This is a genomic window from Pseudomonas sp. S2_E01, assembly GCF_054668365.1.
This window is the reverse complement of sequence record NZ_CP162762.1, coordinates 1,112,197-1,126,538: the sequence shown is the minus strand read 5'-3', so window position 1 is coordinate 1,126,538 and position 14,342 is coordinate 1,112,197. Positions and strand designations below refer to the sequence as shown.

At 56.8% G+C, this 14,342-nt stretch carries 7 protein-coding genes, 2 tRNA genes, 3 rRNA genes and 2 pseudogenes; 5 read left to right on the top strand and 9 right to left on the bottom strand.

Features of this window, described 5'->3' with window-relative positions; all coding sequences use genetic code 11:
- Nucleotides 1-110: 110 nt before the first annotated feature.
- The 6 genes from mrdA to AB4O36_RS05260 all read right to left on the bottom strand — a co-directional run bounded on the left by mrdA (nucleotide 111) and on the right by AB4O36_RS05260 (nucleotide 7,406).
- Entirely contained in the window at nucleotides 111-2,003 is a 1,893-nt protein-coding gene (gene mrdA / locus AB4O36_RS05285; RefSeq protein WP_460141182.1) for a penicillin-binding protein 2, read from the bottom strand.
- A 185-nt stretch (nucleotides 2,004-2,188) separates the two neighbouring features.
- Nucleotides 2,189-2,304: ribosomal RNA gene (rrf, locus tag AB4O36_RS05280) — 5S ribosomal RNA — on the bottom strand.
- A gap of 146 nt (nucleotides 2,305-2,450) precedes the next feature.
- Nucleotides 2,451-5,344, bottom strand: a 23S ribosomal RNA gene (locus tag AB4O36_RS05275).
- Nucleotides 5,345-5,581: 237 nt separating this feature from the next.
- Nucleotides 5,582-5,657 (bottom strand) — tRNA-Ala (locus AB4O36_RS05270).
- A gap of 10 nt (nucleotides 5,658-5,667) precedes the next feature.
- A tRNA-Ile gene (locus AB4O36_RS05265) sits at nucleotides 5,668-5,744 on the bottom strand.
- Nucleotides 5,745-5,869: 125 nt separating this feature from the next.
- A 16S ribosomal RNA gene (locus AB4O36_RS05260) occupies nucleotides 5,870-7,406 on the bottom strand.
- The 16S, 23S and 5S rRNA genes sit together here with 2 tRNA genes alongside, the layout of an rRNA operon.
- A 665-nt stretch (nucleotides 7,407-8,071) precedes the next feature.
- On the opposite strand from AB4O36_RS05260, the gene rhtA reads away from it, so the two are divergent.
- The 4 genes from rhtA to AB4O36_RS05240 all read left to right on the top strand — a co-directional run bounded on the left by rhtA (nucleotide 8,072) and on the right by AB4O36_RS05240 (nucleotide 10,856).
- Nucleotides 8,072-8,959, top strand: coding sequence for a threonine/homoserine exporter RhtA (gene rhtA, locus AB4O36_RS05255; RefSeq protein WP_460141181.1), 888 nt, complete (start codon nucleotides 8,072-8,074; stop codon nucleotides 8,957-8,959).
- Between the two features lie 165 nt (nucleotides 8,960-9,124).
- Nucleotides 9,125-9,406, top strand: coding sequence for a hypothetical protein (locus AB4O36_RS05250; protein ID WP_460122219.1), 282 nt, complete (start codon nucleotides 9,125-9,127; stop codon nucleotides 9,404-9,406).
- A 95-nt stretch (nucleotides 9,407-9,501) separates the two neighbouring features.
- Nucleotides 9,502-10,230: an SDR family oxidoreductase gene (locus AB4O36_RS05245; RefSeq protein WP_460141180.1), complete on the top strand. Its 729-nt coding sequence runs from the start codon at nucleotides 9,502-9,504 to the stop codon at nucleotides 10,228-10,230.
- A 35-nt stretch (nucleotides 10,231-10,265) separates the two neighbouring features.
- Nucleotides 10,266-10,856: a 2-hydroxychromene-2-carboxylate isomerase gene (locus AB4O36_RS05240; RefSeq protein WP_460122215.1), complete on the top strand. Its 591-nt coding sequence runs from the start codon at nucleotides 10,266-10,268 to the stop codon at nucleotides 10,854-10,856.
- Here the strand turns inward: AB4O36_RS05240 and AB4O36_RS05235 are convergent.
- Nucleotides 10,853-11,092, bottom strand: a pseudogene (locus AB4O36_RS05235) (zinc-binding dehydrogenase); the annotation flags it as partial. The gene AB4O36_RS05240 and the pseudogene AB4O36_RS05235 sit on opposite strands and share 4 nt — an antisense overlap.
- On the opposite strand from AB4O36_RS05235, the pseudogene AB4O36_RS05230 reads away from it, so the two are divergent.
- Nucleotides 11,089-11,202 (top strand): annotated as a pseudogene (locus tag AB4O36_RS05230) (LysR family transcriptional regulator); the annotation flags it as partial. The pseudogenes AB4O36_RS05235 and AB4O36_RS05230 sit on opposite strands and share 4 nt — an antisense overlap.
- Here AB4O36_RS05230 and AB4O36_RS05225 read toward each other — a convergent pair.
- Together AB4O36_RS05225 and AB4O36_RS05220 are read right to left on the bottom strand one after the other, a co-directional pair.
- Nucleotides 11,195-13,003: an aminopeptidase P family protein gene (locus AB4O36_RS05225; RefSeq protein WP_460141179.1), complete on the bottom strand. Its 1,809-nt coding sequence runs from the start codon at nucleotides 13,001-13,003 to the stop codon at nucleotides 11,195-11,197. The pseudogene AB4O36_RS05230 and the gene AB4O36_RS05225 sit on opposite strands and share 8 nt — an antisense overlap.
- Nucleotides 13,004-13,058: 55 nt before the next feature.
- Nucleotides 13,059-14,219, bottom strand: coding sequence for a cysteine desulfurase family protein (locus tag AB4O36_RS05220; protein ID WP_460141178.1), 1,161 nt, complete (start codon nucleotides 14,217-14,219; stop codon nucleotides 13,059-13,061).
- Nucleotides 14,220-14,342 lie beyond the last annotated feature (123 nt).

Here is a 14,342-nt window from a genome sequence, read left to right as displayed (position 1 = left end):
AGCCCGCTCCCACAGGGTTACGTGTTGTACAGGATATGTGAACGACACCGGCCACTGTGGGAGCGGGCTTGCCCGCGAAGACGGCCTATCAGGCGCTAAAGAACCCCAGATCAAACATGCGGATCCCCAGGCACCTTGCTAGGCGTCGCATACTGGGGCTTGAGGTGCCCATCCTGATCCAGCAACCAGGCATCCATGATCTGCCGCACCACAGGCCCCGCGACACGGCCACCGGCCTCGCCGTTTTCGATCATCACCGATATCACGATCTTCGGGTGCTCGGCCGGGGCGAAACCGACGAACAAGGCGTTGTCGCGGTGACGCTCGAGGGTTTTCTCACGGTTGTAACGTTCGCCCTGCTTGATCGCGACCACTTGCGCGGTGCCGCTCTTGCCGGCGATGCGGTACTGAGCGCCTTGCGCGGCTGCACGTGCAATGCCGCGCGCATCGTGCATGACCATCTGCATGCCGTGGTTGACCTGCTCCCAGTCACGCGGGTCCTTGAGCAGGATGTTGGGCATGGGGTGTTCATCAACCGGAGCGACACCGTCCACGGTCTTGGCCAGGTGCGGGCGGTTCCAGACACCCTTATTGGCGATCAGCGCGGTGGCCTGGGCGAGTTGCAGCGGGGTGACCTGCATGTACCCCTGACCGATGCCAAGGATCACGGTTTCGCCTGGGAACCACGCCTGACGGCGCGTCGCACGCTTCCAGGCCTGGGACGGCATCAGGCCAGCAGACTCTTCGTTCATGTCCAGCGACACTTTCTCACCGAGACCAAACATCGCCATGTAGTCATGCAGGCGGTCGATGCCCAGCTTGTGGGCCAGATCGTAAAAGTAAGTGTCGTTGGAACGCATGATCGCCGCGTCCATGTCCACCCAGCCGTCACCGCTGTGGTTCCAGTTGCGGTATTTGTGATCGTAGTCCGGCAACTGGTAGTAACCGGGATCGAAGACGCGAGTCTGGGGTGTAACTACACCGGCATCCAGACCGGCGATTGCCACTTCAGGCTTGATTGTCGAACCGGGCGCATAGAGGCCCCTGAGGACACGGTTGAACAATGGGCGGTCGATGGAATCGTGCAGCGCCGCGTATTCCTTGAAGCTGATACCCGTGACAAACAGATTCGGGTCAAAACTGGGTTTGCTGACCATGGCCAGCACTTCGCCGGTGGACGGATCGAGAGCAACCACCGAGCCGCGACGGTCCCCGAGTGCATCCTCAGCGGCTTGCTGAAGCTTGGCGTCCAGGCTCAGGACGATGTTTTTGCCGGGTATGGGATCGGTATGTTTGAGCACGCGCAGGACTCGGCCTTGGGCATTGGTCTCAACTTCTTCATAACCCACGTGGCCGTGCAGTTCTGACTCGTAGAATTTCTCGATGCCGGTCTTGCCGATGGATTGGGTGCCACGGTATTCAACCGTGTCCAGCGCCTTGGCTTCCTTTTCATTGATACGACCGACGTAGCCGATCGAATGGGCGAAATGCTCGGCCATGGGGTAGTGACGAACGAACTGCGGTTCGACATCGATCCCGGGCAGGCGAAATTCATTGACGGCAAGCACGGCGATCTGTTCTTCACTCAGCTCGTAAAACAGGGTGACGGGCACGAAGGGATGACGCCCCTGCTTCATCGCTTTGTCGAACAACGCGCGATCTTCGGCGGACAAATGCAGGAGGTTGACGACCTCGTCCAGCTCTTGCTTGACGTCGGTGGCGCGTTCGCGGGTGATGGTCAGGTTGAAGCTGGGACGGTTGTCGGCCAGGATCACACCGTTGCGGTCGTAGATCAGCCCTCTGGTCGGGGTGATCGGCAAGACATGGACACGATTGTTCTCGGAGATCGTCGAGTGATAATCGAACTCCATCACTTGCAGCACGTACATACGCGCAACCAGCGTACACATGATGGCGACGACGAACAGCGCGCACGCCATCAGCCTTTTGTTGACCAGGCGCGTCTCTTTCTCGTGATCCTTGATCGGAATCGGTTCGGGCATTTCTACAGCTGCTCTTTGACTGGCAATGAAGCGCCGTTCCTAGGCTAGAAATCAGTCCGTGAAAAAATGGACGAGCACGATATCAAAAACGAAGGGCATGCTTGATGACGATTCCGTCAGCCAGACTTTTCCCGGGACAAAAACAAAACCCCAACTGCTTTCGCAATTGGGGTTTCGGAATTTAATCTTGACGATGACCTACTCTCACATGGGGAAACCCCACACTACCATCGGCGATGCATCGTTTCACTACTGAGTTCGGGATGGGATCAGGTGGTTCCAATGCTCTATGGTCGTCAAGAAATTCTTGAGCTGACGTGTCTTTTGACATTCCAGCGAATCGGGTATGTGATGGCTTTCGGTGCTTTGTGAGCTGCAAACTTTCGGTTCGTTTCGTCTTCACAACACCGCAATCTGGCCTTTCGACTCAAATTGCTTGGGTGTTATATGGTCAAGCCTCACGGGCAATTAGTATTGGTTAGCTCAACGCCTCACAGCGCTTACACACCCAACCTATCAACGTCGTAGTCTTCGACGGCCCTTCAGGGAACTCAAGGTTCCAGTGAGATCTCATCTTGAGGCAAGTTTCCCGCTTAGATGCTTTCAGCGGTTATCTTTCCCGAACATAGCTACCCGGCAATGCCACTGGCGTGACAACCGGAACACCAGAGGTTCGTCCACTCCGGTCCTCTCGTACTAGGAGCAGCCCCTCTCAAATCTCAAACGTCCACGGCAGATAGGGACCGAACTGTCTCACGACGTTCTAAACCCAGCTCGCGTACCACTTTAAATGGCGAACAGCCATACCCTTGGGACCGGCTTCAGCCCCAGGATGTGATGAGCCGACATCGAGGTGCCAAACACCGCCGTCGATATGAACTCTTGGGCGGTATCAGCCTGTTATCCCCGGAGTACCTTTTATCCGTTGAGCGATGGCCCTTCCATACAGAACCACCGGATCACTAAGACCTACTTTCGTACCTGCTCGACGTGTCTGTCTCGCAGTCAAGCGCGCTTTTGCCTTTATACTCTACGACCGATTTCCGACCGGTCTGAGCGCACCTTCGTACTCCTCCGTTACTCTTTAGGAGGAGACCGCCCCAGTCAAACTACCCACCATACACTGTCCTCGATCCGGATAACGGACCTGAGTTAGAACCTCAAAGTTGCCAGGGTGGTATTTCAAGGATGGCTCCACGCGAACTGGCGTCCACGCTTCAAAGCCTCCCACCTATCCTACACAAGCAAATTCAAAGTCCAGTGCAAAGCTATAGTAAAGGTTCACGGGGTCTTTCCGTCTAGCCGCGGATACACTGCATCTTCACAGCGATTTCAATTTCACTGAGTCTCGGGTGGAGACAGCGCCGCCATCGTTACGCCATTCGTGCAGGTCGGAACTTACCCGACAAGGAATTTCGCTACCTTAGGACCGTTATAGTTACGGCCGCCGTTTACCGGGGCTTCGATCAAGAGCTTCGCGTTAGCTAACCCCATCAATTAACCTTCCGGCACCGGGCAGGCGTCACACCCTATACGTCCACTTTCGTGTTTGCAGAGTGCTGTGTTTTTAATAAACAGTCGCAGCGGCCTGGTATCTTCGACCGGCATGGGCTTACGGAGCAAGTCCTTCACCCTCACCGGCGCACCTTCTCCCGAAGTTACGGTGCCATTTTGCCTAGTTCCTTCACCCGAGTTCTCTCAAGCGCCTTGGTATTCTCTACCCAACCACCTGTGTCGGTTTGGGGTACGGTTCCTGGTTACCTGAAGCTTAGAAGCTTTTCTTGGAAGCATGGCATCAACCACTTCGTGTTCTAAAAGAACACTCGTCATCAGCTCTCGGCCTTAGAATCCCGGATTTACCTAAGATTCCAGCCTACCACCTTAAACTTGGACAACCAACGCCAAGCTGGCCTAGCCTTCTCCGTCCCTCCATCGCAATAACCAGAAGTACAGGAATATTAACCTGTTTTCCATCGACTACGCTTTTCAGCCTCGCCTTAGGGACCGACTAACCCTGCGTCGATTAACGTTGCGCAGGAAACCTTGGTCTTTCGGCGTGGGTGTTTTTCACACCCATTGTCGTTACTCATGTCAGCATTCGCACTTCTGATACCTCCAGCAAGCTTCTCAACTCACCTTCACAGGCTTACAGAACGCTCCTCTACCGCATCATCCGAAGATGATACCCGTAGCTTCGGTGTATGGTTTGAGCCCCGTTACATCTTCCGCGCAGGCCGACTCGACTAGTGAGCTATTACGCTTTCTTTAAAGGGTGGCTGCTTCTAAGCCAACCTCCTAGCTGTCTAAGCCTTCCCACATCGTTTCCCACTTAACCATAACTTTGGGACCTTAGCTGACGGTCTGGGTTGTTTCCCTTTTCACGACGGACGTTAGCACCCGCCGTGTGTCTCCCATGCTCGGCACTTGTAGGTATTCGGAGTTTGCATCGGTTTGGTAAGTCGGGATGACCCCCTAGCCGAAACAGTGCTCTACCCCCTACAGTGATACATGAGGCGCTACCTAAATAGCTTTCGAGGAGAACCAGCTATCTCCGAGCTTGATTAGCCTTTCACTCCGATCCACAGGTCATCCGCTAACTTTTCAACGGTAGTCGGTTCGGTCCTCCAGTCAGTGTTACCTAACCTTCAACCTGCCCATGGATAGATCGCCCGGTTTCGGGTCTATACCCAGCGACTAAACGCCCTATTAAGACTCGCTTTCGCTACGCCTCCCCTATTCGGTTAAGCTCGCCACTGAATATAAGTCGCTGACCCATTATACAAAAGGTACGCAGTCACAGAACAAAGTCTGCTCCCACTGCTTGTACGCATACGGTTTCAGGATCTATTTCACTCCCCTCTCCGGGGTTCTTTTCGCCTTTCCCTCACGGTACTAGTTCACTATCGGTCAGTCAGTAGTATTTAGCCTTGGAGGATGGTCCCCCCATATTCAGACAAAGTTTCTCGTGCTCCGTCCTACTCGATTTCATGACTAAGAGACTTTCGCGTACAGGGCTATCACCCACTATGGCCGCACTTTCCAGAGCGTTCCGCTAATCTCAAAGCCACTTAAGGGCTAGTCCCCGTTCGCTCGCCACTACTAAGGGAATCTCGGTTGATTTCTTTTCCTCAGGGTACTTAGATGTTTCAGTTCCCCTGGTTCGCCTCTTAAGCCTATGTATTCAGCTTAAGATAACCATCTTATGATGGCTGGGTTCCCCCATTCAGACATCTCCGGATCAAAGTCTGTTTGCCGACTCCCCGAAGCTTTTCGCAGGCTACCACGTCTTTCATCGCCTCTGACTGCCAAGGCATCCACCGTATGCGCTTCTTCACTTGACCATATAACCCCAAGCAATCTGGTTATACTGTGAAGACGACATTCGCCGAAAATTCGCAAAACTCTTAAGAGTCACTCACAAATTTTACCTTAGCCTGATCCGTTACCAGTGAAAGTAACGTCCAGTCTATCTTTCTATCACATACCCAAATTTTTAAAGAACGATCTAATCAAAGACTAGAAATCAATATTCACAACGGAATATTCATTTCTAAACTCTAACAAGTAGAAGCAGTTAATGGTGGAGCCAAGCGGGATCGAACCGCTGACCTCCTGCGTGCAAGGCAGGCGCTCTCCCAGCTGAGCTATGGCCCCATAACAAAATTGGTGGGTCTGGGCAGATTCGAACTGCCGACCTCACCCTTATCAGGGGTGCGCTCTAACCAACTGAGCTACAGACCCAATTTTGATGCTTAGCGCAATCAAACTTGAAGCTTGCAGCTTTAAGCTTGGAGCTGCTTCTAATCGTCTTCTTCAATGAATCAAGCAATTCGTGTGGGAGCTCATGGAGCAGCTGAGTCGTCGATTAAGGAGGTGATCCAGCCGCAGGTTCCCCTACGGCTACCTTGTTACGACTTCACCCCAGTCATGAATCACACCGTGGTAACCGTCCTCCCGAAGGTTAGACTAGCTACTTCTGGTGCAACCCACTCCCATGGTGTGACGGGCGGTGTGTACAAGGCCCGGGAACGTATTCACCGCGACATTCTGATTCGCGATTACTAGCGATTCCGACTTCACGCAGTCGAGTTGCAGACTGCGATCCGGACTACGATCGGTTTTGTGGGATTAGCTCCACCTCGCGGCTTGGCAACCCTCTGTACCGACCATTGTAGCACGTGTGTAGCCCAGGCCGTAAGGGCCATGATGACTTGACGTCATCCCCACCTTCCTCCGGTTTGTCACCGGCAGTCTCCTTAGAGTGCCCACCATAACGTGCTGGTAACTAAGGACAAGGGTTGCGCTCGTTACGGGACTTAACCCAACATCTCACGACACGAGCTGACGACAGCCATGCAGCACCTGTCTCAATGCTCCCGAAGGCACCAATCCATCTCTGGAAAGTTCATTGGATGTCAAGGCCTGGTAAGGTTCTTCGCGTTGCTTCGAATTAAACCACATGCTCCACCGCTTGTGCGGGCCCCCGTCAATTCATTTGAGTTTTAACCTTGCGGCCGTACTCCCCAGGCGGTCAACTTAATGCGTTAGCTGCGCCACTAAAGACTCAAGGTCCCCAACGGCTAGTTGACATCGTTTACGGCGTGGACTACCAGGGTATCTAATCCTGTTTGCTCCCCACGCTTTCGCACCTCAGTGTCAGTATCAGTCCAGGTGGTCGCCTTCGCCACTGGTGTTCCTTCCTATATCTACGCATTTCACCGCTACACAGGAAATTCCACCACCCTCTACCATACTCTAGCTTGTCAGTTTTGAATGCAGTTCCCAGGTTGAGCCCGGGGCTTTCACATCCAACTTAACAAACCACCTACGCGCGCTTTACGCCCAGTAATTCCGATTAACGCTTGCACCCTCTGTATTACCGCGGCTGCTGGCACAGAGTTAGCCGGTGCTTATTCTGTCGGTAACGTCAAAATTGCAGAGTATTAATCTACAACCCTTCCTCCCAACTTAAAGTGCTTTACAATCCGAAGACCTTCTTCACACACGCGGCATGGCTGGATCAGGCTTTCGCCCATTGTCCAATATTCCCCACTGCTGCCTCCCGTAGGAGTCTGGACCGTGTCTCAGTTCCAGTGTGACTGATCATCCTCTCAGACCAGTTACGGATCGTCGCCTTGGTGAGCCATTACCTCACCAACTAGCTAATCCGACCTAGGCTCATCTGATAGCGCAAGGCCCGAAGGTCCCCTGCTTTCTCCCGTAGGACGTATGCGGTATTAGCGTCCGTTTCCGGACGTTATCCCCCACTACCAGGCAGATTCCTAGGCATTACTCACCCGTCCGCCGCTCTCAAGAGAAGCAAGCTTCTCTCTACCGCTCGACTTGCATGTGTTAGGCCTGCCGCCAGCGTTCAATCTGAGCCATGATCAAACTCTTCAGTTCAAACATCTTTGGGTTTTGAGAAAACCCTAAACTTGGCTCAGCAATCGTTGGTTACATCTTTGATTTCTCGCGGAGTAACTTGTGATGCTGATAATCTGTTGACTAGCAGTCTGACTCCACAAGCACCCACACGAATTGCTTGATTCAGTTGTTAAAGAGCGGTTGGTTAAGAGCTTTCGTCTCAACCGAGGCGCGCATTCTACAGCGCCTGGTGTATCTGTCAAGCGGTTATTTTAAGAAGTTTTCAAAGTTTCCTCTGCAACTTCAACCACTTGCGCTTCCGATCTCTCGTCAGCGGGAGGCGAATTCTACAGCGTTACACGCTGCTGTCAACACCTCTTTTTCACCGCTTTCGACCGAGAAGATCGAACCGTCTATCAAGCGACAACTTCCTGCCTGACCGACTCCTTCCAGGCTTCGATGATCTGAAGCTGAACACCGTCGAAAACTGCGTAACTCGTTGTTTACCAAGGAGTTTTCCGTTTCGACTGCGCCGGAAGTGGGGCGAATTATAGACTTCTGAAATCTGCCGTCAACATCTAATTTAGCTTTTCTATCAAAAAACCTGAAATCCCTCTATATATAGATGCGCGCCTTGAGAGTGCGCAGTATATTGCTCAATCGACAATCAGCTTTTTGATTTCTGCCCTGGACGATTTCTCATAATGAATGAACAACCCCGAAGCCTTGCTTCGACCTTATTCCCGGTCGGCCTGCTGTTGATAGCCATGGCGTCGATCCAATCCGGCGCCTCCCTGGCCAAAAGCATGTTTCCCATAGCCGGCGCCCAAGGCACCACCACGTTGCGACTGATCTTCGCCAGTTTGATCATGATCGCGCTGCTGCGCCCCTGGCGTGCAAAACTCACCGCGAAATCCATGCGCACCGTCATCGTCTACGGAATAGCGTTGGGCGGCATGAACCTCCTCTTCTATATGTCTCTGCGCACAGTGCCACTGGGTATTGCCGTCGCGCTGGAGTTCACAGGCCCGTTGGCAGTCGCCATCTATGCTTCGCGCCGCGCAATCGATTTTTTGTGGGTCGCTCTCGCAGCGGTCGGGTTGATGCTGCTCATACCGACAGGCGCAACGACCTCAAGTATCGACCCGCTCGGCGCAGGCTACGCACTGGCGGCGGGAGTCTGCTGGGCCTTGTACATTCTTTTCGGGCAGAAGGCCGGCAATGACAACGGCGTACAGACTGCCGCGCTGGGGGTGATGATCGCCGCACTGGTTGTCACACCTTTTGGCATCGCCCATGCTGGCAGTGCCCTGCTGACGCCTTCATTGATTCCCGTGGCCATCGGTGTCGCCCTCCTCTCCACGGCCCTGCCCTACACCCTGGAAATGATTGCCCTTACCCGGTTGCCAACCCGCACGTTTGGCACGCTGATGAGTATCGAACCGGCGTTCGGCGCACTGTCCGGCCTCCTGTTCCTTCAGGAGTACCTCACCCTGTCACAATGGATGGCGATCATGTGCATCATTTCAGCGTCGGTTGGCGCGACCCTGACCATGGGCAGCAGTGCCAGGCCCGCAATCGCGGCAGACTGACACGCAAATGATGAAACTCTGGTATTTGCCGCTCATTTAGGCCATGTTTAGCCCGCACTTAATCTCAAACATGGACTTTTCAGGATAGGGACATCAGCGACGCTTCAGCGAAAGCGATTACTGCCAGACCCGGGCACGAAGATCCGGGACGCTTTAAGGACAGCAATGAAACGTATTTTGATACTGATCGCCGTGCTTGCAATTGCAGGCTGCGCGGCGACGGCGGAAACCCACACCAAACGTGGCAAGAAAGGTTTGCATATCAACTGCTCCGGGTTGTCGTCGTCGTGGGACAAGTGCTACGCCAGTGCCGCCAACTCATGCGCGCCGAAGAGCTACAAGGTCATCGCCAAGTCAGGGGATGGCGTGGAGGAGCCCGGCGACTATCCGTTCGGTCTCAACCCTGCCGGCTACACCAGCCGCAGCATGATTGTCATCTGCAAATAAAGGCCGGTCGTCTGTCCGTTTCACCGTCTTGACGCCCGTCCGATCCCCGGCATAACGTCCGTTGCATCAACGATCGTTCAGCGATGGGGTCGAGCATGAATAACAGCAAAGTCGTTCTGGTAGTGGGGGCGGGGGATGCCACGGGCGGCGCAATCGCCCGGCGATTCGCGCGGGAAGGCTTCATCGCCTGCGTGACCCGGCGCAGCGCCGACAAGCTTCAACCCTTGGTGGATGCCATCAACCTTGCCGGTGGGCAAGCCCACGGTTTTGCCTGCGATGCGCGCAAGGAAGAGGATGTGGTGGCGCTCATCGAGCAGATCGAAAGCCAGCTCGGCCCCATCGAAGCGTTCGTGTTCAATATCGGCGCCAATGTGCCATGCAGCATCCTCGAAGAGACCGCACGCAAGTACTTCAAGATCTGGGAAATGGCCTGCTTCTCCGGATTCCTCAATGCCCGTGAAGTCGCCTTGCGCATGGTCAAGCGCCAACGGGGCACGATCCTGTTTACCGGTGCGACTGCTGGTTTACGCGGAGCCGCCGGTTTCGCCGCCTTCGCCGGTGCCAAGCATGGCATCCGCGCACTGGCCCAGAGCATGGCGCGCGAGCTGGGCCCGATGAACATCCATGTGGCCCATGTGGTCGTCGATGGTGCCATCGACACCGATTTCATTCGCGACAATTTCCCCGAAAAGTACGCCACCAAGGATCAGGACGGCATCCTCGACCCCGAGCACATCGCCGACAACTATTGGTTCCTGCACAGCCAACCTCGCGACGCCTGGACTTTCGAGCTGGACCTGCGTCCCTGGAACGAACGCTGGTAAGCCTCCCCCAAACAATAACAAGGAGCGCACCGATCATGAGCAAAACCGTGGAGTTCTACTTCGACCTCGGCAGCCCTGCCACCTACCTGGCCTACACCCAGCTTCCGAAAATCTGCGCGCAGACCGACAGCCATTTGATCTACATTCCGATGCTGCTCGGCGGTGTATTCAAGGCCACGGGCAATGCATCCCCGGCAACCATTCCGGCCAAGGGTCGCTACATGTTCCAGGACCTGGACCGTTATGCCCAACGATATGGCGTACCCCTGAGATACAACCCGAACTTCCCCATCAATACCCTGATGCTGATGCGCGCCGTCACGGGCATGCAACTGCGCCATCCGCAACGTTTTCAGGCGTTCATCGAGTGCCTGTTCCACGCACTCTGGGTCGAAGCGCGTAGCCTTGACGATCCGGCGACGGTCGCCGCCGTGCTGACGCAGAACGGCTTCGACCCCACTGAAGTGCTGGCCTTGACCGCCGATGAAGAGGTCAAGACGACGCTGAAGGCCAATACCGAGCAGGCCGTGGCTCGTGGCGTGTTCGGTGCACCGAGCATGTTCGTCGATAACCAGTTGTACTTCGGCCAGGATCGCCTGGACTTCGTCATCGAAGCCTTGCGTTAGACCTCGATGACCAACCGCCCCTCGGCTGCTCCCGACTTCAGCAGCTCATGGGCGGATTCGGCATTCTCCAGCGTGAAGGTGCGCGGATCCATCAATGGCTTGAGCTCGCCCGCCTCGATCAACTGCGCCGCCTGGCGAAGAATCTGCCCGTGCTGCTCGCGCCCTACGCCAGTGAGCAGCGGCAGCAAGGTAAACACCCCGGAATACGTTGCCCCGCGAAACGACAGTGGAGCCAGTACACGCGGTGTCCCCGGCGAATCGTCGCCAATCCGCCAGGGTCAAGGCCTTTGTCGACTACATGAGCCAGGCGCTGCAGGCAGCGCCCGAATTCAAGCCGATCAGATAGCCGCCGTGCGCGTGTTCAACCACTGGAGTGCCGCACCGTCGACTAGCGGGCTCAAGCGCTCGCGCACCTGCGCGTGATAGTCGTTGAGCCATTCTTTTTCCTCGGCCGTGAGCAATGACGCTTCCAGGCAGCGGGTGTCGATCGGGCACAGGGTGAGGGTTTCGAACTTGAGGAACTCGCCGAACTCGCTCTTACCTGCCTCGCGGTTCATCGCCAGGTTCTCGATACGCACACCCCAGCGACCAGGACGGTAAGTGCCCGGCTCGATGGACGTGATCATGCCTGGCTGCATGGCAGTCTGCGGCGCCGCCACGGCCTGATAGGCAATCACTTGCGGCCCTTCGTGGACGTTGAGGAAATACCCCACGCCGTGACCGGTGCCGTGACCGTAGTCGACGTTGTCCGCCCAGATTGGCGCACGGGCGATGGCGTCCAGCAGCGGCGACAGGATCCCCCGAGGAAAACGCGCGCGAGACAGGGCAATCACGCCCTTGAGGACGCGGGTGCAATCGCCCTTCTGCTCTGCGGTCGGCGTGCCGACCGGCACCATCCGCGTAATGTCTGTGGTGCCACCCAGGTATTGGCCGCCGGAGTCAATCAGCAACAGGCCGTCGCCTTCGATCACCGCATGCTCTTCTTCGGTCGCGTGGTAATGCGGCATGGCGCCATTGGCGTTGAACGCGGCAATGGTGTTGAAGCTCAGCGACACGTAGTCCGGACGCCTGGCGCGTGCAGCGGTCAGGTGTTCGTCAATGGTCAGTTCGGTGATGCGCTCACGGCCCCAGGCCGATTCCAGCCAGGCGAAGAATTCGCACAGCGCCGCGCCATCCTGCTCCATCGCGCGGCGAATGTGCGCGGCGTCGTCCAGGCTTTTCTGCGATTTGGCCAAAGTCGTCGGGTTCAAGCCTTCGACCAGTTTCACGCCGCTGCCCAGGTTATCCAGCAGCCCGGCCGTGACACGTGCCGGATCCACCAGCAGGCTGGCGCCATCCGGCACCGCGCGCAGGGCGTCGGCCACTTCGCTGTAGTCGCGCAGAGTGATGCCGTCCTGCTCGAGCACTGCGCGCAACTCTGCGCTGACCTTGCTCAAGGCCACGAACAGCATCGCCTGTTGCTGGCTGATGAGTGCAAAGGACACGAATACCGGGTTGAACGACACGTCGCCGCCGCGCAGGTTGAAGAGCCAGGCGATGTCGTCGAGGGTGGCGATGAAATGCCAATCGGCACCCCGCGCATTCAGTGTTTCGCGCAGGCTGGCGAGTTTCTCGCCACGGCTGACGGTCGCTTGTGGAGGAAGGTGCTGATAAATCGGCTCGTTCGGCAGTTCCGGGCGATCGCCCCAGACCTGATCGAGCAGATCAAGGTCGGTACGCAGGCGCGCGCCGCGCTCTTCGAGCTTGCCACCCAGGGTCCGCGCCGACGCCACCGCCATCACTGCACCGTCCACGGCAACCACACCGCCTTCCGGGGTTTGCTCGGCCAGCCAGTCCAGCGGGCTCGGTTGGCCCGGTTGCAGCTTGACCAGTTCAATGCCGCTGCCCTTGAGTTCCTTGGTCGCCTGTTCCCAATAGCGGCTGTCGGCCCATACTCCGGCGAAATCCGGCGTGACGATCAATGTACCGACCGAACCGTGGAAGCCCGACAACCATTGCCGCCCCTGCCAGTAGCCGGGCAGGTATTCCGACAGGTGCGGGTCGGCCGACGGCACCAACAGGGCATGAATGCCCTCCCGGCTCATCAGCTCGCGGGTCTGCGCCAGGCGCTGGGGCACCGAACCGTTGATCGAAGGCTGCGTACTCATCATGTCTCCTGCTAACCACTCATTGTTGAGTGCCGGTCGGGCCGGCACTTTAGTATCACGTTGCCCAGAATGCCGGAGCACTGGCGCAGTTGGCTTTAATCAGTTGCACCGCCTGGTCGATATCCTGCTCGGTGGTGAATCGGCCCAGGCTCAAACGCACGGTACGGCTCGCCGAACGGGCGTCATGCCCCAGTGCCAGCAGCACGTGGGAAGGCGTATTGCTCGCGGAGTTGCAGGCCGAGGTCGCCGAAAACGCAATCGAGGTGCTCAACGCCGTGGAATTGAACTCGCCCTCGGCGAAGGTCAGGCTCAGGGTATGGGGAATGCGCTGGGTCGGGCTGCCATTGACGCTCACCCCCGGCAGGCTCGATAAGCCATCGAGCAGACGCTGGCGCAGACGCACGATGGTGGCTTTTTCTTCATCGAACACCTGCGCCGCCAGTGCGAAGGCTACGCCCATGGCGGCAATTTGATGAGTGGCCAGCGTACCGGAACGCAAACCACCTTCATGGCCCCCGCCATGGATCTGCGCCTGCAATCGCTGCTGGGCCCGCGGCCCGACATACAGCGCGCCGATGCCTTTGGGGCCGTAGAGTTTATGCGCCGAGAAGGACATCAGGTCTACCGGCAGCTTCGCCAGGTCTATTGCCACTTTCCCCGCGCCCTGAGCGGCGTCGACATGGAACAAGGCCCCACGGGCGCGTACGACTTCACCGATGGCAGCGATGTCATTGACTGTGCCCAACTCGTTATTGACCAGCATCAGCGACACCAGGAAGGTGTCCTCGCGCATCGCTTCGCTGACAGCCTGGGCCGTAATCAGGCCCTGCGCGTCCGGCACCAGGTAGGTCACGGCAACGCCGCTGTCCTGCAACTGTCTGGCCGTATCGAGAATGGCCTTGTGTTCAATCTGGCTGGTTATTATGTGACCGCCGGACACGCCTCGGGCCTGGGCCACGCCCTTGAGGGCGAGGTTGTTGGATTCGGTGGCACCGGACGTCCAGACAATCTGCGATGCCTGGGCGCCGACCAGATCAGCGACTTGCCGGCGCGCCTGCTCGACCGTTTGCCGCGCCTCGCGACCGAACGCATGGGAGCTGGACGCCGGGTTGCCGAAATTGCCGGCAAAGCCAAGACACTCGACCATCACCTGAATGACTCGCTCATCCACCGGCGTGGTGGCGGCGTAGTCGAAATACAGCGGGCGTTTATTCATAAGAGACTCGCAGAGCTTGTTCCGGGATCAGTGGCCGGGAATCTGTCCACCGGCGCGGCCTGATCGGATGCGTTGAAGAGGACGACTTCATTTGAAAGTGCGTTGGAACGCTCCTGAAGGCGA